This is a genomic window from Spiroplasma sp. SV19 (assembly GCF_030060925.1).
Taxonomy (GTDB): Bacteria; Bacillota_I; Bacilli_A; order Mycoplasmatales; family Mycoplasmataceae; genus Spiroplasma.
Map to the genome: position 1 here is coordinate 1,357,058 of NZ_CP045455.1, position 22,703 is coordinate 1,379,760.

General features: G+C 25.6%; 21 protein-coding genes and 1 CRISPR repeat array (1 of these 22 cut by a window edge). Of the genes, 18 read left to right on the forward strand and 3 right to left on the reverse strand.

From position 1 onward, the window contains the following. Positions 1–125: 125 nt before the first annotated feature. From E7Y35_RS06605 to E7Y35_RS06615, 3 genes are all read left to right on the forward strand, one after another. Positions 126–449: a hypothetical protein gene (locus tag E7Y35_RS06605; protein ID WP_283272191.1), complete on the forward strand. Its 324-nt coding sequence runs from the start codon at positions 126–128 to the stop codon at positions 447–449. 129 nt (positions 450–578) lie between these two features. Continuing rightward, positions 579–1,277, forward strand: a complete 699-nt coding sequence (locus E7Y35_RS06610) for a hypothetical protein (RefSeq protein ID WP_283272192.1) — start codon at positions 579–581, stop codon at positions 1,275–1,277. An 18-nt stretch (positions 1,278–1,295) separates the two neighbouring features. Beyond that, complete coding sequence (locus E7Y35_RS06615) at positions 1,296–1,949, forward strand: MBL fold metallo-hydrolase (RefSeq protein WP_283272193.1); 654 nt, start codon at positions 1,296–1,298, stop codon at positions 1,947–1,949. Between the two features lie 54 nt (positions 1,950–2,003). Here the strand turns inward: E7Y35_RS06615 and E7Y35_RS06620 are convergent, their stop codons facing one another. Continuing rightward, a complete protein-coding gene (locus E7Y35_RS06620) occupies positions 2,004–2,837 on the reverse strand; it encodes a hypothetical protein (protein WP_283272194.1) in 834 nt (277 codons plus the stop codon). A 284-nt stretch (positions 2,838–3,121) separates the two neighbouring features. On the opposite strand from E7Y35_RS06620, the gene E7Y35_RS06625 reads away from it, so the two are divergent. The 3 genes from E7Y35_RS06625 to E7Y35_RS06635 all read left to right on the forward strand — a co-directional run bounded on the left by E7Y35_RS06625 (position 3,122) and on the right by E7Y35_RS06635 (position 6,208). Then, positions 3,122–4,309, forward strand: coding sequence for a hypothetical protein (locus tag E7Y35_RS06625; RefSeq protein ID WP_283272195.1), 1,188 nt, complete (start codon positions 3,122–3,124; stop codon positions 4,307–4,309). A gap of 159 nt (positions 4,310–4,468) precedes the next feature. Next, positions 4,469–5,608: an APC family permease gene (locus tag E7Y35_RS06630; protein ID WP_283272196.1), complete on the forward strand. Its 1,140-nt coding sequence runs from the start codon at positions 4,469–4,471 to the stop codon at positions 5,606–5,608. Positions 5,609–5,671: 63 nt separating this feature from the next. Then, positions 5,672–6,208 (forward strand): hypothetical protein, encoded by a 537-nt coding sequence (locus tag E7Y35_RS06635; RefSeq protein ID WP_283272198.1) that lies wholly within the window; start codon positions 5,672–5,674, stop codon positions 6,206–6,208. A 53-nt stretch (positions 6,209–6,261) separates the two neighbouring features. Here the strand turns inward: E7Y35_RS06635 and E7Y35_RS06640 are convergent, their stop codons facing one another. Both E7Y35_RS06640 and E7Y35_RS06645 read right to left on the reverse strand, forming a co-directional pair. Further along, the gene (locus tag E7Y35_RS06640; protein ID WP_283272199.1) at positions 6,262–7,641 is read right to left on the reverse strand and encodes an MFS transporter; all 1,380 of its coding nucleotides are present in this window, start codon (positions 7,639–7,641) and stop codon (positions 6,262–6,264) included. Positions 7,642–7,665: 24 nt separating this feature from the next. After that, complete coding sequence (locus E7Y35_RS06645; protein WP_283272200.1) at positions 7,666–8,376, reverse strand: glycerophosphodiester phosphodiesterase; 711 nt, start codon at positions 8,374–8,376, stop codon at positions 7,666–7,668. Positions 8,377–8,978: 602 nt separating this feature from the next. On the opposite strand from E7Y35_RS06645, the gene E7Y35_RS06650 reads away from it, so the two are divergent. From E7Y35_RS06650 to E7Y35_RS06705, 12 genes are all read left to right on the forward strand, one after another. Next, positions 8,979–9,530 (forward strand): hypothetical protein, encoded by a 552-nt coding sequence (locus E7Y35_RS06650; RefSeq protein ID WP_283272201.1) that lies wholly within the window; start codon positions 8,979–8,981, stop codon positions 9,528–9,530. A 232-nt stretch (positions 9,531–9,762) separates the two neighbouring features. Beyond that, a complete protein-coding gene (locus E7Y35_RS06655) occupies positions 9,763–10,389 on the forward strand; it encodes a hypothetical protein (protein WP_283272202.1) in 627 nt (208 codons plus the stop codon). Between the two features lie 1,033 nt (positions 10,390–11,422). Further along, positions 11,423–12,457, forward strand: a complete 1,035-nt coding sequence (locus tag E7Y35_RS06660) for an alpha/beta hydrolase (protein ID WP_283272203.1) — start codon at positions 11,423–11,425, stop codon at positions 12,455–12,457. Positions 12,458–12,604: 147 nt separating this feature from the next. Further along, positions 12,605–13,267 (forward strand): hypothetical protein, encoded by a 663-nt coding sequence (locus E7Y35_RS06665; RefSeq protein ID WP_283272204.1) that lies wholly within the window; start codon positions 12,605–12,607, stop codon positions 13,265–13,267. An 18-nt stretch (positions 13,268–13,285) separates the two neighbouring features. Beyond that, positions 13,286–14,014, forward strand: a complete 729-nt coding sequence (locus E7Y35_RS06670; protein ID WP_283272205.1) for a hypothetical protein — start codon at positions 13,286–13,288, stop codon at positions 14,012–14,014. Positions 14,015–14,185: 171 nt separating this feature from the next. Further along, positions 14,186–15,031: an SPE_1075/MLC_0560 family membrane protein gene (locus E7Y35_RS06675; protein ID WP_283272206.1), complete on the forward strand. Its 846-nt coding sequence runs from the start codon at positions 14,186–14,188 to the stop codon at positions 15,029–15,031. Between the two features lie 606 nt (positions 15,032–15,637). Next, positions 15,638–18,931: a type II CRISPR RNA-guided endonuclease Cas9 gene (cas9, locus tag E7Y35_RS06680; protein ID WP_283272207.1), complete on the forward strand. Its 3,294-nt coding sequence runs from the start codon at positions 15,638–15,640 to the stop codon at positions 18,929–18,931. 191 nt (positions 18,932–19,122) lie between these two features. Then, on the forward strand, positions 19,123–20,061 hold the full coding sequence (gene cas1, locus E7Y35_RS06685) for a type II CRISPR-associated endonuclease Cas1 (RefSeq protein ID WP_283272208.1): 939 nt from the start codon (positions 19,123–19,125) through the stop codon (positions 20,059–20,061). Beyond that, complete coding sequence (cas2, locus tag E7Y35_RS06690; RefSeq protein WP_283272209.1) at positions 20,045–20,380, forward strand: CRISPR-associated endonuclease Cas2; 336 nt, start codon at positions 20,045–20,047, stop codon at positions 20,378–20,380. Before cas1 ends, cas2 begins: the two co-directional genes overlap by 17 nt. 1 nt (position 20,381) lies before the next feature. Then, positions 20,382–20,609 (forward strand): P-loop NTPase family protein, encoded by a 228-nt coding sequence (locus E7Y35_RS06695; protein WP_283272210.1) that lies wholly within the window; start codon positions 20,382–20,384, stop codon positions 20,607–20,609. Positions 20,610–20,750: 141 nt separating this feature from the next. Beyond that, positions 20,751–21,155 carry a hypothetical protein gene (locus E7Y35_RS06700; RefSeq protein ID WP_283272211.1) on the forward strand — a complete coding sequence of 135 codons (405 nt, stop codon included), beginning with the start codon at positions 20,751–20,753 and terminating at the stop codon, positions 21,153–21,155. 112 nt (positions 21,156–21,267) lie between these two features. Next, positions 21,268–21,546 carry a hypothetical protein gene (locus tag E7Y35_RS06705; RefSeq protein WP_283272212.1) on the forward strand — a complete coding sequence of 93 codons (279 nt, stop codon included), beginning with the start codon at positions 21,268–21,270 and terminating at the stop codon, positions 21,544–21,546. A gap of 28 nt (positions 21,547–21,574) precedes the next feature. After that, a CRISPR array of direct repeats spans positions 21,575–22,703; the repeat unit is 36 nt; unit sequence GTTTTAGTCCGCTGTCATTTTATTGTAGAATATAAC; it runs 491 nt beyond the window's last position.

Genomic DNA, 22,703 nt, shown 5'->3' on the forward strand with positions numbered 1-22,703 from the left:
ATTATTTTAATGATATAATGGTTTTGTTCATATGACAATATAATAAATCTTTCTTTTTTTCAATTAAAATATAAGGTATGATTTTTTAAGTATTCATTTGAATAAGAGAAAGGAGGACCGTAAAAGTGTATAATAATAGACCGAATCAAAAATTTACCAAAAGAGCTGATGATATTATTAACGATGAAAAGTTTTTATTGGCGGATAAACAACCTACTTTAAAAACAGTAACTAGTAAAGACGGCCAAACAAGAGATTTATGTGAATTTTGAGTTTTAGATAATGGTGAAGAAGTGCAATGTGTAGTATGAAACGATTTAGCAGAAAGATTTAATGCTGAATTTAATCTGGACAATTTTAAATCAGTTATCATTACTTACCGAAAAAATCTTAATGATTTTACTGGGAAAATGCGTTATAGTGTACGTCAGTTCTCATTTACTAACTAGTGTTTACTGTTCTCAAATAAAATAAAAATTCGTCTTTGACGGATTTTTATTTTATTTGAGAACAAGACTTTTTCTGGGAAAAATGGTATAATATCAAAAGAATAGAATTACGAGGATGAAGGAAGTTTTATGGAGAAAACATATGTAATAAAAGTATTAGCAAAAAAAGACACAAAATTAAATTATAAGGAAGCAATGGCATTAACACAGCAAACTTTAACAAAAGAAACAGGGGTTGTTGATCCAAAAATTATTTTACGTTTTAAATGATATCGTCCAACACAAGAAGTTTTTGAGAGCATTTATTTAGCAGCAGTATGAGGCACAAAAATTGGTTTTGACCGTTATCATGATATGGTTCCCAATAATAATGAATTAAAAGATGTTGTTTCTTTTAAAGCATTATATAAAGGTGTGATGAATGTTTTTGTTAAAATTGATGATGAAATTCAAGCTTATGGTGAAAACATTATTACGATTACTGATTATACTAATTTATTATTAACAATTATTTCTGAAGTAATTAAAATTAATTATATCCGCACCACTTTTTATGACAAACATATTGATAATCCTAATGTTAAATCTTTCTTAAGCCATTTGTTAGGTGGTGCTGCATTAGGGATTGCCCGTTGATTTGGATATCGTCTTGAAAATCAAGATAATGGGCATGAATTATTGCAAAAGTTATATGTTATGAATATTAGTAAAATTAAAGGCCTAGACCATGATAATATTAATGATGTTTTGTTTTTAATTGAAGATTTATTGAATTATATTGAGAAAAACTCGTACTTTATTGAAGAGTTTACCGAAACCGAAGAATAAGACAAAGGAGAACTACTAATGGCAAAAATGAAGAATTTTGTAGATGCAACTTATGATAATCAGAATGTTTATTTAATCATTAATGATCAAAATGAAGCAATTATGATTGATGCTTCCAATGCGACAAAAGATGCAATCGAATATATTAAACAAAAAAATCTGACCTTAAAAGCTTTATTTATTACCCATGGTCATATTGATCACTATGATGGAATTGATGAAGTATTACGACAATGTCCAGATTTAAAAATTTATATTCAAAAAATTGATTTACGATTATTATCACAACATAAAGTTGATGACGCAACTGGTGAAATTCTAGGACCAGGAATTGTCTATCCATTAACAAATCTTGTTCCATTAAGTGGCGACACAGTTGTGGAAGAAATTGGTTATCAAATTGAAATCTTCCATATTCCTGGTCATACTGCGGGAACACAAATGTTACGAATTAAAGCATTAAACTTAGTAACAACAGGGGCCAGTTTAATGCCTGATAAAACAAGTCCTGGGTATACGGGAGCAATGTGTAATGATAATTATTTTGTAACAGAATTACGTCGCATCACAAATTTAGAACCAATATGACAGGTTTTACCTGGGCATAATAAACCATTTCTAATGCGTGATGCGCTGGAACAAAATTTAATTCCAACTGAAAATCATTTTTAAAATAAGAAGTAAACGCTAATTAGCGTTTACTTTTTTAGTGTAAATAAAAATGCATTATTTTGAGTAATGCATAACATAAGTGTTGAAATATAAATCTTGTGGTTTAAAACCAAGTTCTTGGTATAGAGGTACTTTATCAATTGGGGCAACAATCCCAACGCTTTGATATTTTGCTTTTTGTGCTTGGCTTAATAAATGGTTTAACATTTTTTTCTCATCATTAGGATGCTCATCATCATAACTTACAATTTCACCAATGACAGCAATTGCTGCTTCAAAATAAATAATACCAGTTACAACAGGGATATCATCTTTGGTTAATGTGGCAATATAACAAAGGTTATAAGTTTGATCTAGGGCTGCTGTGCTTGTCGGTGTTGGTAGATCTTTTAATGGTAACTCATCATCATTAACAATTTTAAGATTATTAGCACTAGTAAGTTTAGTATCATTAATTTCTTTTAGGGCTGTTAAATCGGTTGCTGCAATGAATTTTTCATTTTCTAATAGTTGCACTGTTGTGGTAAAGGTTGTTAAATCAAGTAACATCCCATTTCCAGTGCGGAAATGACTTAATCCGCTTTTTTCAAAAAATGATCGTTCCCCTTGATTATTATCAATTGTAACGGTGCATCAGATGAATGGTGTTTTTTCTGAATAAAATTCATCAATAATTTCCCCCGCTTTGGCGAATTGTTCTGATGTTGCTAAATGGAAACTAACAACACCATTAGTACTATTTTTTAATTGACGAGTATCAATTTGGTAAAATAAATTACTGTTATCAAACTTTGTTATTTGTAAATCATTATCATGCTTAGGGTCAATGTTGTAATTTATATAACTCACAATTAACTGGTTTAATTTTTCATTGTTAAAATTAAACATTTTAAATCCTCCTCTTTATTGAATATAATTTTATCACTTTTTACAAACATAAAAAGTTTTTTTGTTAAGATTTATTGTTATTTAGCAATAAAATTAAAAATAAAAAACAAGAATTGTTTTTTTCTGTTCTTTTTACATAGTTAATATATTTTTTGACAATTATAAATTATAAATTTATTATTTTGTGTTATAATTTTTTTTACTTTTTTAATGATATTTACTTGTGAATTAGGACAAAAGAGACTACAATGTATGTATTATACTGACTATGAAGGAGTCTTGGCATGTTTAAATGGAATCCGCGGGTACATTTTTATTTACGTTTAGCAGCGTTAATTTTATTGAGTTTGTTTTTACTACTTGATTTAATAATGGCAATTTATTATCCCCAACCAAAATTTGCTCATTTAGGTTATGGCGAGCGGGTTTCAAATTATTATTCATTTTTTACAACACAAACAAATTATATTGTTGCCTTATATTTTTTCTTATATTTATTTGAATCAAAATTTAAAAATACAAAACCACATTATATTATTCAATTAGCAGTTACAACATATATTACTATTACAATGTTAGTTTTTTGAGTTGGAATTGTTGGACAAAAAGATCAAGCCCAACAATATCGTCCTTATCATTGAATTGCAACAATTATTTTGCACTTAATTATGCCTGTAACGATGATTACTAGTTACGTTTTAACAACTGGTGATCATTATTACTATTATGAAGAACATCATAAAAAATATTTATGACTAATTATGTTGTATATGGTATTGTATTTAACAATTATTATTTTACGAGGAACTTATCGTCATTTAGATGGAAAAGATCCGAACACATTATTTCCATATTTTTTCTTAAATTACTTCCAGTCTGGCGGTAATATTATGGTTGCAACTGCCTTAGTTGTCATATGTGTTGTTGCGGTATCATTACAATATTTTTACATTTTTGTTAATAATTTATTGTACTTCCGTTACTATCGAAATAAAAATGTTAAAATTGTTCCAATTCAATATGTAATGCGAACTAATAAAGTTACAATTACTGGTTTTATTATTGGTATTGTTGTTTTAAGTTTTAATATTGTTATTAATATTTTGTATGTTAGTTATTCTACGCTCGTTGAAGATTTTTTTGACGCAGTCACGGGGATTGAAATTATTAATCACTATAGAATTGACGCTCGCGTCTTAATTGCCTTTATTTTTATTTCCATTTTAGCATTAATTGGTTTTGTTATTTGTTTTATTTATGCTATGCGTGGTCGAATTGGAGCTCGAATTGCTGGGGCGTTATTAATGATTGTCTTAATGTTCTTTACTTGAATTTGAATTGTTGGACCAGTCTTTTGTTTAATTACGGGATTAATTATTTTTAATGGGCATGAAAAAGTAACAAATATTACTTTAATTGAAGCTCATAACTTACGGCAATTGAAAAAAACAACAAAGGCCCAAAAAAGTTAGTTAAGTAACCTTTATTTGGAAAATAATTTGTTAATTATTAAGTAATCTTTAACAAATTATTTGCTATAATTAAAAAAATGATGATTTTGTTAAAAAATAATTGAAAAAACGATATTATATTTTTATATTTTGAAAAAACTAGGAAAGAGGCTATAAAAAATGAAAGAACAACAGAAGACGGTTGCCCAGAGCAAGAAGTTTAGTCTGTCAGAATTAGTTTGATTAGGATTTAATTATACTTGTGGAATTGCTTTTACTTCAGTTTATGCCACAATGATGTTTTCAGAAGCTGACCAAACTGGACAGTTTTTAGGAATGAATATGATTTGAATCTTTTTAGTCGAAGGTTTAGTAGCGGGAACTTGTGCATGAGCATTTAATAAGTTATCACAAGTGCACCCTGCCGGGAATGGTGCTAGTTATATTTATGTTCGAACAAACTTTGGGAAATTTTGAGGATGATTAATTTCATTCTTACAATATACAACATTACCAATTATTGTGACTTCACAAATTGTTTCTATGATTCGGTTAAACTTTGTTGGTTCAGGAACCTTTCTTGATACCAAAGATATGTTAGGGAATTGAGCAAACTTAACTTGAGATGCAATTGGAATTATGGTTTATATGTTAGTATCATGTACCTTATTTTTAGGAATGCGCTTATTAAAACGTTATTTAAATGCTTCTAGTTATATTAAATGAGGTTCAACAGGATTATTAATTATTGCATTGATTGCTTTATTTGCGATTAATGGAACTTCAGCGTGAGATGTGAATGCCAGTTCAAAGTATACTACTTTAAATCCAACTAATTTTTCCATTGCTTTTACCTCGTGTTTCTTTTTCTTTTTAGGATTTGAAACATATGCCACAATTGGGAAAAATGTTCGTAATCCGGAACGTAATATTGGACGTAGTATTATTTGAACGATGGCTTTAGCAATTGTCTTTTATGTTATTGTTACAATTTTAATGTTAGGAGCAGTTGCCGGAGCATTTACCAATAATCCAAATTTACAGATTTTTCGATTACTAGGTAATCATACTGGGAAATGAATTTATTATGCTGGTGTAATTATTATGTTAATTTGTACCATTTCATTGAAAGCAAATGTGGGAATGCAAAATGCTTTATATTCAGGAGCAATTTTAGAACCATTTGCTGTCGAAGGTTTAATGCCAAGTAAATATAAAGAATTAAATAAGGATGGAATTCCCTTTAAAGCTTCGTTTTTAAACTTAGTAATTACTTTCATCTTTGCTATGATTTGGTTATTTATCCCCGATATTATTTAGGGGGCAACGGGTGGGAATGCTGTTTTTTCATATGCTGCAATTACTGGTGAAGCATCATTAATTATGATTATTATTTATTCGTTTGTAATAATGGTTGCCTTGAAATTAGGATTTACGAAAAAAATGCGCGTAAAAGTTTGAGAAATGGTTGCCTGGTCATTAGTCTTGGTTTTCTTAATTTGACAATTTGTGCAATTCTTTATTGATTTAGGACATTCATATGATAAAGCGATTAATCAGTTAAATACTGATGCGTCAAAAGGAATTGCAACAATTGTTTCAAATACATTAGAAATTGCTTATATTGTTGGAATGATTAGTTTTGCTATTATTTGGTATTACACATACTATTGAAAAAAATATCAAGCTCGCTTAAAAACAAATCCCCAGTTACAAGCAGAGTTAGATGCTCCTTTTATGGTAACTGATGATTGAAATTATGTCGTAAAAGAAATTCAAACTGAATTAGATTGTTATTTAATTCGTAATCAAAAAATTTATAATCATCAAGATAATCCAAATTATCAGGATGCTAAGCATATTCGCCAAGAAGCTTATCAAGCAGAAGGGGATTTACAAGAACCAGATGAAAAAGAATAAAATAAATGTTATTTAATAAAAAGAACTGTTAACAGTTCTTTTTATTTTTAAAATTAAAGAGTGGCAAGTTGTTCTTGTTGGTTGTAATGTTTTTCTCTTTTTAAGATTAACAATAATAAGATGCCTGCTAATGCAGCAAACAGGCCAATCGCCGTAATAATTGCTAAACTAATTTGGTTTGCTAATTTATTAGTTAGATAACCAGCTTCTGTTCCATATTTTTTTAATAGGATTGAATCAATTTGTCAAAACCAAGCATCAGGTGAAAAAGCAATAAATGAAATTAATCCAACAGAAGCGGCGTATTCTTTTTGACTAATATTGATTTCATAAATTGTTGCTCAACGGTTTGTAACTAATGATCAACAAATAATTCCTAATGTTAAATAGAGAAGCACAATTAAAACTTGAATAACAATTTTTCAAGTTGATGACATTTGTTCAAATGAGGTTTCATAATAACCAGGTAAACTAATTGCAGTAATGGTAATTATTGATGCTAAACTTAACCCAATTACAATAAATAAAATATATTTTTGGGTACGATCAGCTAGTTTACCAGCCGGAGCACTGAAGAGAAACCGGAAAAAATATGTTCGTAAAATTCCTGCTACAACAACAATAATCGGTAGAATTTTTAAAGCATCTTGCATAAAGGTTACAAAAACACTTAAGCCAGATTGGTACATATATACGCCCATAATTAATAAGGTAACAATTCATAATTTAAAATTTTTTAGTGTTTTACCTAATTCTTTGATATCAAAATTATTATTTTGATTTGAATTGTGATTTAGATTAGGAACAAACTTTCATAATAAAATACAATTAATAAAAATTAATCCCGAAAAAATAAAGACAAGAGTACTAAAAGCTCAATGTCCTAATGATTCGGTTCAAACATTTTCAAATAATCAAAAAACTAAATAAGCAATTGCAATTAAAACGGTTCCAATTAATCCATTTAAACTGCCATGAATGCCATTTAGTTTGCCGTTTTCAGCTGGGGTTCCTTGTTCTGATAACAATTTTCATAGTGCACTTCAGAAAATAAAACAAGTAATAAAACTTCATAAGGAAAAAATAACATAAACTTGAATAATTTTGCCATTAGTAATAAAAGGGATTAAACCATATCAAATACTAACAACACCAATCCCAGCTAAACCAATTAACGTTAATTTTTTTAAATTAAAGCGATCAGCAAAATAACCGCCAACAAAATAACTTAATAATGCTACATATCCATAAATAGCATTAGCTTGTGAAAACTGTGATGCGCTAATTCCTAATCCTTGTGAAATTTTTACCGAGGAAATAACGTTTTTTAAGTAAAATGGCACTGCCATTACTAAGACATCAGCTAGTGCTAAAATGGCAATAATTCATATTACCTTAATACTAATTTTTTGTTGTTGTTCTGATGTTTTCATTTTGTCTCCTTTCAAAATAAAATATTATTTTAAGGTAGGATTTAAGGTTGCAATGTCACTAATATAACTATGGATAAAATCGGGGGGATATAAATTATTAATAATTTTAAGATCCTTTGCATTTTTAAAAGTTCAAATATTTAATGGTAAATTAAGGTTTTTAATAAGAGCAACATTCTTTTTTTGTTTTGCTATTGCAATTGATGGATGCAAATAATCAAACTTGGTAATTAATGTTTGATCAATATCTTTTAAACTCTCAATTAAATAACCTTTTTTCAAAGGACTGTGCAAATTACTAATAAATTTTAAAGCTTCATAGCCAAACGAAGAAACAATAATTTCTGCTTTTGTTTTTGTCTGCAGTAGTAACAATGCTTGTTTAATTAAATTAAATTCTTGTTCATTATAACGATCTGGTTTGATTTCAACATTAATTATTTGATATTGTTTAGCAATTTTATTAATAAAATCATCAATAAATAAGGGTGGCAAAAATTTCGGATTTTTTTTAAAAAAATCAAGTTCTTTAATTTCTTGATAGGTAAAATGACGAACAGTTTTATTCACATTGCCAATTCTTTTAAAATTATGGTCATGAAAAATAATAATTTGACGATCTTTAGTCATACGAATATCAAATTCAACGCCAGGACAAGTTTTTAATGCATTAATAAAATCAACCATACGGTTTTCTCCGGTGGGACTACGAAAGCCTCGATGTGCAATTAACATAAATAAATTCCTTCCTTTATAAATATTAAATAATATATTTGCAAATAATTTGCTAAGAATTATTAACAAACATTTTAATTAATATTATTTTTTGATAATTTTTGGTAAGGTTATCTAATTTAATTATAATGCTTTTTGAAAATAATTAGCATTAAAATAAATAAATGATAGTATTAAATTAAAGACTATGAGAATTTTACATTAATTTAAATAGCACTTATTTATGTATATAAGGTAAATGTTAAAGATAGTTGGAGAATAAGATTATGGATTATATATGTTTATATAAAAATCTCAAAAAAATAAATCAATTTGATTTTAATTATGAAAAAATGTTAAAAAAATTTAAGAGTATTAAACTTATTTTGACTAAAAATAATTTTATTTCTGAAGATCAAATAGAATTAAAAGGTTCAATAAAAACAAAAACTGTTTATTTTAAGAAGAACTGGAAAGATAACGATTTAGACATTCTGATAAAATATAATGAAAGTAAATTGGATATTAAAAATTTAAAAAAATAAAAGAAAGTATCTATATTTTTTTAAAAAAATATTGAAGAAAACAAAGTAATAGAAAACAAAAATAAATCAATACAAATTTTGGGAAAAGATCAAATTAAAATTGATATAGTTCCAATATTTTCAATTGAGAACTCTGATTATATTTTTAAAGATAGTAGCAAGTTAGAAGAAACATATGATGAAAAGTTATTTAATAAAATAAATAGTACGTATAGTAACATAAATTTCTTTAAATTTGTATATATAATTAGAAATATTGTAAATAAAATTTTAAAGCTTTTAAATATGCCATTACAGGCAATTATATTAGATATCTTAGAGGAAACAAAAGACTTTACTGATTTATTGGAAATATATCAATTTCATAAAATGTTGTTTTTTATGTCAAAAAAAATTTGATGTATGCATAATCTAGAAACTAAAATTTATAAAAATAAAGAAGGCTTTTCTTTTGAATTTAAAAATGCTGCAACCGCTAAAAAAACGTGTATAAATTATATCTCTTGTTTAATTTATGTGGATGAATATGCAAGAGCATGATCTGAGTTTTATAATAAAAAGTTAGAATATAAAAAGGAACATGATATTGAAGAGTATCTTAAAAGAAAAGAACAAGAATATGCTAAGTAAATTAATAAAAATAATTTTAAATAGGGTGGTTTACAAATGAAAGAATTTTTACAAAATTTGGTAAATCACCTGTAAAATTTTTAGTTTAATTATAATGCTTTTTGAAAATAATGAGTATTAAAATAAATAAATGATAATATTAAATTAAAGACTATGAGAATTCTACATTAATAATTTAAATAATAAAATTTAGATAATAATAATAATAATAATTTATAAGGAGATTATTATAATGAAAAAGTTATTATGTATTTTAAGTGTAGCAACAATAGGTGTTGTTGCTCCGTTAAATATTGTAGAAACTAACAAAGTTATTGATAAGGACAAAAATATTGCTAAGAATTATTTAAATAATTTTGAAGATAAATTATTTCCACTTTTTTTAGAAAATTTAATTAATGAAATTAAAATATTCTTAATTAAAAAACCTGAATTACAAAAATCAAATAATAATGAAATAATAACAGCATTTATAAATTATCAAAGACAACGAATATATCAGGTGCTAGAACAAGATGCTAACATAAGTCAGACAACAGCATTTGAAACTTTTTGATGAGGATTTAAATGATGAATTACTTGAGAAAGTTTTAAATTTACTTTAAATAAACATGGTTATGCAATTGCAAGAGATAGTATTACGGGAATTTCAGTAACAAAAATGGGAGGATACGTAATAAGTTATCTTGCTATAAAATTTCCTAAGATATTATTAATTCCTAAAATTGGTTTAATTGCCGCAGGTGTTTTGGGAACACAAGTTGCTGGTTGTTTGTTAGGACGTCAATTTTGAGTTAAAAAAGGGATTATATTTAGAATGCTATGAGTGGGAATTATGACAGGGTGTTGAGATCAATAATGAATATAAAATCAAATTCTGCTTTAGTTAAAGATAGTATTTTAATGCGCTTTTGATTAAATTTAATTATAATAATTTTGTTTCAAATAATCATTTTTTTTACAGTAAAAATTACAATTTTAACATTTTTAGTTTATATTTTAATCAGTATTTTATTTGCAATACTAATTAATATTATTGATTGATATTTTAAATATTTTATTGTAAAAAGAGCATCCGGTTTTATAAAAGTTATATTTGATATTGATTAGTACCAAAGCGATTTCAAAATTTAGTAATAGGAATTAATTATTTTATTAAATTAAAACAAGAAAAATGATTTTATAAACAAATTTTTGATATTTTTGTAATTACTTATTTAACACCAATTTTATTATTTTTAGATTATCATTTTATAAATAAAATTTTTGTATTAATGATTGCCACTTTATTTTTACTTTATATAATTAACTTTGTTTTAGCTTGAAGTGCAAAAACAATTCTTATTTAAAACAATATGTTAATTCTATTTATCAAATTTCAAATTTTGATAATATAGTTAAATTTAAAACAACACAAATATTGTTTTGAAAATTAATAATGTGACTGTCATTATTTTGTGGATATTGTTTTGTAATTTCGTACTTTGTTATATTTTATATTAATTTTTGAACCTTGTTAGGTTATCCCTTACAGGAACTTATTCCAGCTAATTTTAATAATAAGCCAATCTTTTTTGCAAGTTATAATTTTGTTCATTTGTTATTATCAATTATTGGTAGTTTTATAGTTTTAATTTGATTAATGCAGATAAATCTTTCTTTTATGATTGATTTAGAAATATCTGTAAAGAATCAAACGAGAATTCTAATTCAATGTATTTGTCTAATAAATCTTTTTGCTATTTTTATTATGTTAATAAAAATAATCTTAAATAAAGTGGTTAACAAAGTAAAATTGCTTAATTAAATTTTTAATTTAATTAAGTTTTTTTTCTTTTTGTTGTATAATTAATGATTATATATTAAATATTAAACATATTGGTGGTGGAACAATGGAGGCAAATTATAAAAAAAGTTTACGAAAATTAAGACAATATAATTATACTTTTTTTAAAGTTGTCTTAGTAATTATTTTTTTCCCAATTGTTTTATTACTATCCTTTATTTGTTCAAAAGTATTTGTCCCATATCTTTTTAAGTATAAACGAAGTGGGGTTGATGAAAATAATGTTGAATTAAATACTTTACAACAATTAGAAGCTGATGTTAAAGCAAAGAAATTACAAAATTTTGTTATTAATAAAAGTCATTTACAAGAATCATTTATTGAGTTTAATAATAATAAAATTAGTACTTTAATGTTAGAACATCCAACTTCTAATAAATGAGTTGTTGGATTACATGGTTTTAAACGAAATAAATATATTGGCTTACGAAATATTTATCACTTTTATCAAGCGGGATATAATATTTTAACCTTTGATGCTTATGCACACGGGAATACTTATGGGCATAAATCTGATTTAGGTGTTACTAATTCAATTATTTTAAACTTTTTAATTACATGGTTAAAACAAAATAAAAACCCAAGGGTGATTGGTGTCTTTGGGATTAGTATGGGGGCATCAACAGCATTATGATTTGCTCATCAGTTTTATTATGAAAATAAAATTGATTGGTTAATTGTTGATTGTCCATTTTCGCAACCAGTGCAACAAATTCGTGCTTTTTTACGAAAATATGTTAAGTTGCCGTGATGATTAATGTCGTTGGGAATTAATCATAATTTTCGTAAGCATTCAAAAACAAATTTAAAACATATGAATTTATTAAAAGAGAATCAACGAATAAAAGATTTACCAATTTTATTTATTCATGGAACCAAGGATAGTTTTGTAAAGTATCATAATTCCGTTGTGATGCATTATTTACAACAACAAGAAAGTCAAAAGAGTGAAATCTTTTTAGTTAATAAGGCAGAACATACTGGCGCGCTTGTTGTTGATCAAAAAGGATATCAACAAAAAACGTTAGCTTTTGCTAAAAAATGAGATTTAAATTTTGCAGAAAAGAACTTGCTGATTTAATAAATTATGATGATTCTTATTGATTAATTCAATAAGAATTATTTTTTTATGCTACAATAAAAATAAGAAAAAATTATGATAATTGTTTATTAATTGTTTAAGTCTTTAAAAAATAATATCAAGCTTAAATAGAAGGGAAGTTTAATAATGAAAAAGTTATTAATGCTTTTTAGTATCATTTCATTAACAACCCTAACAATTAATATAACAGATGAGAGTTTTCATAAACAAGAAATAGAACCAAAGCAACGGATGGCGCTAACAACAAGTAAGATAACTTCTGTTCAAAAGACAATGCAGAATGATAATTTAATTAGTGTTGAACAACATAATAATTTATTAACTGCAATTAGAAAAATAGAAAATAAAATTAAAATTGATCGTCAACAATTAAATCAATCGTTATGAAGTACAGTGGCCTATCAACTTTTAACAAGTAATGAATATCTTACTTATTTAGAAGTAATGGACCAGGTAGGTATCCTGAAGTTTAATGCTGATGTTCCATATTTTGTTAATGACCTTGGTTATGGTTGACAAAATGGATTTATGCAAGAAGCAAAGTGATATTGGTTTGGATATTGAAAACTACACATTGCCAAATGAAGATGTGATCAAGTCTATAATTTATTAACCAATGGGGGCAATGCTACTAGTATTTTTGCTGATGGATTAGCCCAAACACCCTATGGAACAATTATGGCGATTGCTAGTGGAATATTAAGTTTAATTGGAAATGATTGAGACACCAACGATGGCATGATAGTTCATTTTTATTTAGTGACTCCAGTTTGATTTTCACATCGTTAATAACAAAGAATTATCGGAATGAAAAATTATAAATTATTCTTATGAGGCATGTGAATAATAGGACTTTATCAAGTTAGTGTTTTAGCAATTTTTCCATTCTTTTTGTTCTATCAAATAGCAACAACAGATGGTGGTGAAATTACAAGTTATTATTTTAATTATTCGTTATTATGAGCATATTGTATGATTTTGGTTAGTTTTACTTTTTTTGGTTTTATTTGTAACCTTGTTATTTTTTGCATTAGAACTAAAAAAGCAAAATTTATTCGGCCAATCGTGATTTTGATTAGTGTGCTTCCTTCCGTGGTAATGTTTTTTCCGGGTCTTTTATTATATCTTGACCCTAGTTGTCAAGAAAGTTATACTTTTGATCTACAAAATTATAACAATAAATATAATAAAGTTGGACGGCACGGGCTGTGAATTTTTAATTTGGTAATAATAGTATGACTACTATATGTTATTTTATTACCATCAGGGTTTAATTTTTTTATAACAAAAAAGGTCGAGTTAACAATAACAAAAATGTCATCAGAAACATTTCTAACAATTGTCAGTCTTTTTATTGCAAGCTTAACTTCCTTTTGGTTAGGGTTACTTGCACTTAATTCAAAAAATAAAAAAGTGCAGTTATATGTTAGTATTATTTCATATTTTTTAGCTCTTTCTTTTCTTTCTGGTGTTATTTTTCCCGTCTTATTATTAACTTCATTACGTGGTGAAGTACAAAAGTTCTTTAATTGTTAACTTCATAACAATATTATTTTTATATTAACTTTATACCTCTTATAACTTTCTAATTTAGCAATAAAAGTAGTATTTTAAACCAAAAATACTACTTTTTAGTTTAAATAATCTTGTATTTACTGTCTTACTTAGTACAATTAAAGTGCTAGAAAGAAAGCTATTGATGACACTATGAAAAAATGATTTAATAAGATGAAACAGCAATGACAGCAGTTATGACATATTTTTTTGCTACAAGGTTTTTTGTTTTTTGTTGGAATTTATTTGACATCATTAGGGATTGCAATTTATGCGCCAACTAGTACTGGGGCTAGTCAAATTGATTTTACGATTTTTGCTTTGTTAGCATTAATGTATGGTAACTATGCTAATGGTCATCTCCAAGATACGGTGCTGACTGCGCATTATGCATTAGCTTTATGAATGTACTTTTTAATTCTAGTTTTTTTTACAATTATCTTTATGTTAATTGTAAATATTAAAGCATATCGAAACACAAAGGATCGCCAAATTTGAGTTAAGTTTACAATTATGATTCTTGGTGATTTAGTTTTAGCTTGACTATTACCATTATTAATTCATTTCAATTGACAATATATTATTTCTGCGGTTCGGATTCAACAATGAGCTGAAAGTTCTGGGGGAATTGCCGCATGATTATTTTTAGGTGGTTTTTCGTTATATTGTCTTGGCTTAGCAATTTGAATTTATAGTAAGACATGATATGGTCCTTATAATCATATTTGTGAAGCATTTATTAAGTTAACAAAATTAAAATATCCGGTTGCGCGGATCTTATTAGATGTAATGATGGTTATTCCAGGGTTTATTTTCTGAGTTTTCTTACCGTTGAATAATGATAAATGAAACTTTTTATTTACTAATTTTAGTTTTGGGACAATGGCCTTTATTTTTATTTCCGGGCCATATGTTAATGTTTTCAAAAAAATTTTAGCAAAGTTTCTGAAGATTGACTTATGAAAGGCAAATATTCTTGCACGAAACAATAATGTTTAACTATTAAAACCATCTTCTAAAATAAAACCAAAATAAAAGCACCTTGATTAGCTTAATCAAGGTGCTTTTATTACTCAAAATCTTGACCAAGTAGTAAATTCTTTTTCAAGAAAAGATTAAACTAACTTAAGAATAGAGGTTACGGTCCTAATTGTAATTTCTATTTTTAAACTTGGTTATTGTAATAATGAGATTTATTGTTGCCTTTGATAACTTGTTTTCAAAAGTTTTTTTGTGTAGAGTGTGTAAATTTTTACACATAAATCATTATAATCCATAAAACTATCAGTTAAGAAAAGTATCAAATTATTTGCAGAATATAATTTATTTTGGAATTTATTTTAAAATACTTTTTAGTTTTAGAAGAAAAGAAAAAAGTATTTTTTTATTTAATGAAAAATATTTTTCGTTATAATAAGAATATAAGTGGTAAATTATTGTATACACTTTAAAACATATGAACAACTATAAGTATATGGTGAGAAGACCAATGATGAACTATTAATTTATTTATTATAATTTAACAAGAATACATTTGATAATGAAATATTAAACATAAAAAATAAGTATTATTTTATATTTTTTATGTTATTTATAGGAGGAAAAATGAAGTATAAAAAATTAATTTTAGGATTAGATTTAGGAATTTCATCTTGTGGTTGAGCAATAACAGCTCAAACTTTTGAGGATAAATGAATTTTAGAAGATTTTGGTGTTCGTTTATTTCAAACACCTGAACATCCCAAGGATGGTACTACTAATGCTACAATGCGAAGAATGAAACGTAGTGCTCGAAGACTAATTAGAAGAAGAAAAACTCGTAAAAAAGACTTAATATTATTATTTGAAAAAATTAATTTTATCAATAAACAATCATTAGAAGCGTATATGAATAAGCATGCTGCTACTAATTTAGTTGAAAATTTTAAAAGAGAAGAATTATATAACCCATATTTTTTACGAAGCATTGGTGTGACAGAAAAGTTGACACAAGAAGAGTTAGTTTGATCATTAATTCATGTTGCTAATCGACGCGGATATAAGGACAAATTTGCATTTGAAATGGATGGCGACACTAAGAAAAAAGAAACAAAATTAGATACCGCAATTCAAAATGCAACAATTGAACCTGGTTTAACACTTTCACAAGAAATTATTACTAATAAAAAGTTTCGTGACCCGCAAAATCAACAAGCAATTTTAGTACGAAATAAAGGTGGCAAGGAAAATGAGACCAATTTTCAGTTTCTTTTTGCAAGAGATGATTATAAAAAGGAAATTGATTTATTGCTTAAAAAACAAGCAGAATTTTATCCAAGTTTAACAGAAGAGATTAGAGTTTTAGCTTTAGAAATTATTTTTCGTCAGCGTGATTTTGAAGATGGTCCAGGTCCTAAAAAAGTGGAATTAAGAGAAAAATATAAATTAAAAAATAAACAATTTTCAAAAAATTTTACTCAATTAGAAGGTAGATGTACTTTTTTAACAAATTTATCAGTTGGTTATAAATCATCAATTTTATTTGATTTATTTCATATTATTTCAGAACTTTCTAAAATTAGTCAATTTATTGAAGGCAATGTTGAACTAATTAATGAAATTCTTACTTCTTTTTTGTATAATGAAAAAAATAAAAGGGGTAAGACATTACTAAAAGAAATTCTAGGAAAATATATTGATGATAAAAATTTAATTAATGGAAATGCTTATAAAAATATTGAGTTAAAAACTAATTATTTAAACTTATTAAAAGATGTTTTTGGTCATGATGTTTTAAAAGAAATTGATATATTTAATTTAGAAAATAATATTTATCATGAATTAGGAAAAATTATTCATACTAATATTACCCCAGAAAGAAAAAGAAATGCAATAAATCAGTGATTAGTAAAGCACAATATTAATTTGTTAGAAGAAAAATTAAATTTATTATTAAAACCAAATCCTAGTTTGTCAACTACGGCAAGAACATCATTTACTTGGATGCAAAAAGCAATTAATGGATCTTTAGAGGGAATTCCATATGGAAAATTTCAAGCGCAATTTATTAAAGAGCAAGTTTTTGAATTACCAGAATCATATGAAAAGCGTTATCAAAAATATCTTAATGGTGATAAAAAATTCGAGATGTTTGCCCCAATTATTGACCCAGACTTATGACGAAACCCAATAGTATTTCGTGCCATTAACCAAACAAGAAAAGTGATTAAAGCTTTGTTTGCAAAATATCATTATATTGATCAAATTAATATTGAGTTAACAAGAGATATGGGAATGGCATTTAAAGACCGGAAACATTTAATTGATAAACAAGAAAATAATATTAAAGAAAATGCTAAAGCAAAAGAATTTTTAATGGCAAATGGCATTACTGTTAATGATAGTAATATTTTAAAATATAAATTGTGGATTCAACAAAATAAAAAATCAATGTATTCAGGAGATGAAATTTCAATAGGAGATTTGACCAAACCAAATGTTTTACAAATTGATCATATTATTCCATATTCTAAATTGGCAGATGATTCATTTAATAACAAAGTTTTAGTTTTTAATAAGGAAAATCAGGAAAAAGGGAATCGTTTAGCTAATGAATATATTAAATCATTAGGAGAAGAAGTTTATAAAAAATATAAAAATAGAGTTAATTACTTTTTGACACAAAAAACTATTAGTTTGAAGAAAGCTGAATACTTACTATGTCCGACTGATAACGATGAAATTTTAGAAGGATTTGTTTCTCGTAATTTAAATGATACGAGATATATAACTCGTTATGTAATGAATTGATTAAAAATTGAATTTGCTCTTCAAAAACGTTTTGGTTTGGCAATTCCTAATGTAATAGCGCTTAATGGTGCAGTTACTTCTCGCTTTAGACGAATGTGGTTAAGAAATTCACCATGAGGATTAGAGAAAAAAGTTCGTGAGATTACACCATGGCATCATGCTGTTGACGCAATTATTATTTCAAATTTTAATAATTTTTCTGAAGTACAATTTGCAAATGACATTGTAATGTTAATTAATTATAAAAATAAATTATCAGATAAAGAGTGAAATGAATTATATGATGAATTAATTAAAAAATGAACAGGTAAAAGTAATATTTATGTTCCAAACATTGAAAAAAGACTTTTATCAATTAAGGAAAATCAAAGTTCTAAGAGTATTCATTATAGTTTAATAGATAATTTAAATACTATTATTGATCAACGAATGCCATTAGAATTAGAAAAGAAAGTTATTTCTCAAAACATTATTGATAAAAAAACCAAAGAGGAATATTTAATTAAAACTGCAATACCAGTTTTCATTGGTGTTAAAGATCCAGATGAATATCTTCTTCAAAATAAGACAATGGAGGGTAATATCCGATATCCCTTTACTTCATATAAGATTGAAAAGAAAAGTTCTGGTGATTTATTGGGTAGTGAATTGCCAGTAAGCAAAAAAGAACCAGATTTATATAAAAATAATACTCTTAATAATGAGAAATACTTTATAGATAGTAAAGGGACAATTTGAAACAATGCATCATATGCTTTTTTAAATATTTGAAGTGACAGTACAACAAAAAAGGGATATAATTATGCATTTGTTAAATTTAATGATTATTTAAAAAACAAAAGTGAATATAAAAATAGGGGAATACGATTATATAAAAGTTCATTAACCCGGTATCAAAAAGATTCTAAATATGAATATAAGTACTATCAATCAAAAATGGGAAATTCAATTTATGCTAATTTATTAAATACTGCATTTATTCCTATTCTAGAAAAGAATAAAAAAATATTTGGTAAGCAAAATTATTATGATTCATTATCAAATTGATTTAAAGAATTAGAATTAGTGCAAATTGATCTTTTAGGAAACCCTACTTTTGTAAAAATTTAAAAAATTTATTGTTATTTTTTAAATTTATGTTATTATAATAATGAGTTATGAAAATAATTCATATTCTACAATAAAATGACAGTGGCTAAGATAAACGCTTAGTCGTGTAGGAGGGTCATCCTTATAAAGACCAGTAAACCACCTCTCGTAGGTGGTTTTATTTATTTAATTTTAATAATGGAATTATAATAATGTCCTGACGTACATTAATTATTAATAAATCAAAAAAAGTTAATATTAAAAATAATAATATTTGTGTAACTGATGAAAATGGGCAAGAAATTTTATTTGCTTTTTCTGAAATAAACTCAATAATTTTTGAAAATAATTATACTTTAGTTTCTTGTAATTTATTAGCTAAAATTTGTCAATATAATATTTTTGCTATTTTTTGTGATGAAATATATGAACCGCGGGGATTGTTAATGTCATTATCTAATCACTTCCAGCCTTATGTTGTTTTTAATATGCAAATAAGTATGTCCCAAGATTTAAAAGATAAGTTATGGCAGTTAATAATTAAAAAGAAAATATGAAATTCAGCAATTGTAATTGAAAACACAACTGATTTTTTTGATATTGCTGAAATGTTAAAAAGATATGCAAATGAAACATTAATAGGAGATCGAACCAATCGAGAGGGTTTAAGTGCTAAAATGTTTTTTCGATCGTTATATGGGAGCGCTTTTATTCGTTTATCTGATGATTTAATTAATTCAGCACTTAATTATGGTTATAAAATTTTAGTATCATGTATTTCGCGAACATTAGTAAGATATGGTTTAATTTTACATGTTGGAATTCATCATATTGGAAAAACCAATCCCTATAATTTATCGTATGATTTTATTGAACCATTTCGTCCGTTAGTTGACTATTGAGTTACTAAAAATTTATATAAGTTAGAAGGTAAACTTAGTTACAATCAGAGAATATCGTTAATTAAGCTATTAGATGAAAGAGTTGAAATTGATAATCGAATTATGAATGTCAATAATGCTATTAATTATATGATTAAAAGTTTTATTTCTTGTTTAAAAGAAAATGATTATAGTTTATTAAAATTACCAACATTGTTATTAAAAGATTATGAAGATGAGGATGAAGAATTGAATGATGAAGGAGAGTAGATATCGTCAAATGCGAATGCTAATATTTTATGATTTACCAAATAATACAAAAATTGATACTAAAAATTATAATAAATTTCATAAATTTTTAATTAAAAACGGATATTATATGGTTCAATATTCAATTTATTGTAAATTATGTTTAAATTATGATGAAGTAAATAAAAATAATAATAAGATTGAATTAAATAAACCACCAAAGGGTAATATTCGAATTTTAATCATTACAGAAAAGCAATATGAATCAATTAAAATTTTAGTTGGTAATAAGAGCCATCAAGAAAAATATATGACAACAAAAACAGTTTTGGAATTATAAAATGAATTATAATACAATAAGTTTTAAAGATAATAATCAAGAAGTAAAAATATTTAAAGTTTATAATAATAAACTTATGATTATCGGTGAAAATAATAGTGGCAAAACTAGATTATTAAATAAATTAAATTCTGGGTTTTTAGGTAAAGATAGTACTTTTTATTTTAATGACAAAGCAGTCGGGTTTGGAGATTATCAAGTTATTTATTTAAAAGAAAAATGGATTTAATTGAAGAAATAAAATTAACAAAAACATCTAATTTTCGAAATAAATTAATAAAATCTATTAATGATATTATTTTACAATGATAAATATAATGAAGCTACAGAACTATTACAGAAATTAAATTCTTTATTTAGCTTGATTTTAATGGAAACCGATTTGATTTCAGATCACAATAAAGTACTTAATACTACATTATTTTTGAAATCTAATTTTTCAAATATTTCAATTGAAGGTCTTGTTGATAAATTATTAAAATTTGATATTTATGATTTAGAACATACCATAATAGATTCAACAAAATATAGCTCATATCAACTTCGTATTTTATTATTAAATATTTTAATTCGATATAATGACATAAAGGATAAATTACGTCCGTTAGTTTTTATTTTAGATCAACCAGAATTATTTGGAACAGTTAAATCACTATGAAATTTAATTACAGAAATTAAAGGATTATTAACTGAAAAGAGTTTAATTATAATGGTTACAAATGCTCCTATTTTATTTAATTTTTCTTTGAAAACATTGAACAAGTGTATTTCTTAAAAAGAATAAAATAGTTTCTTTTGAAAATATAAATTCAATTGTAATAAAAACAATTACAATATATGCTTTTTTAGAATCAGAAACTAATAATTATGAAGTTTTTGTTAAGGATTTGAGTTATGTATTAACTGAAGAAGATATTAATTATGAAAAAGATAATTACATTAAGAATAATATTTTATTTATTTTACATATTATTTATTGAAATGAAATATCTTTAAAAATATCCGATAATAATGCTTTTAATTTAGAAAATTCACAATTACATTTGGAATTAACGATATCTAATTTTATTTTTACATATTTATTTTTAAAAAATTTGGATACTAATATTGTTGTTGATAATAAAACAAAAACTTTTTTTGATAAATGCAGTTGACTATTTAATTAATCTTTTTATTTGGTATAATAAATTTGAGGTTTTAGTCCGCTGTCATTTTATTGTAGAATATAACAAGCTTGAAGAGCAATTATTGCAGCTGCAGGTTTTAGTCCGCTGTCATTTTATTGTAGAATATAACATAATATTGCAAAACTTTATATGAATCCGTGTTTTAGTCCGCTGTCATTTTATTGTAGAATATAACAGCTGTCTATCATCTGATTAATCAGACTACGTTTTAGTCCGCTGTCATTTTATTGTAGAATATAACCCGTTCAATTAGTTGATAATTTACGATTCTGTTTTAGTCCGCTGTCATTTTATTGTAGAATATAACAATAACTTAATAATCTGATTTGAAAATTAAGTTTTAGTCCGCTGTCATTTTATTGTAGAATATAACTTACTATTAATGTTAAGTTCGACGAAATAGGTTTTAGTCCGCTGTCATTTTATTGTAGAATATAACTATAATAATTACATAAAATATGTGTTTTTTGTTTTAGTCCGCTGTCATTTTATTGTAGAATATAACATAACTTCTCTCTTTTTTGATCGGCCATAAGTTTTAGTCCGCTGTCATTTTATTGTAGAATATAACCATTTTGCTTCATCCTTCCTTTTGACTTTTGTTTTAGTCCGCTGTCATTTTATTGTAGAATATAACATAATAAAAAAATAGCTCGTAATTGAGCTAGTTTTAGTCCGCTGTCATTTTATTGTAGAATATAACATAGAGAGTGAGGTTTGTATTATGGCTGAAGTTTTAGTCCGCTGTCATTTTATTGTAGAATATAACTGAAGACTATTACTATCAATGTAAAATTTGGTTTTAGTCCGCTGTCATTTTATTGTAGAATATAACTTATTAGCTTATCTTAATTATAACTTTTATGTTTTAGTCCGCTGTCATTTTATTGTAGAATATAACGATTGAGGGAACTATGTTTTGGTAGGAAATGTTTTAGTCCGCTGTCATTTTATTGTAGAATATAACAAGTTAACGACTTATTAATTGGTGGATATGGTTTTAGTCCGCTGTCATTTTATTGTAGAATATAACAAAAACGTGGGGATTATAATAAAATTAATTGTTTTAGTCCGCTGTCATTTTATTGTAGAATATAACTTTTCTTTCCTTTCCTTACATTTAAAAGCAGTTTTAG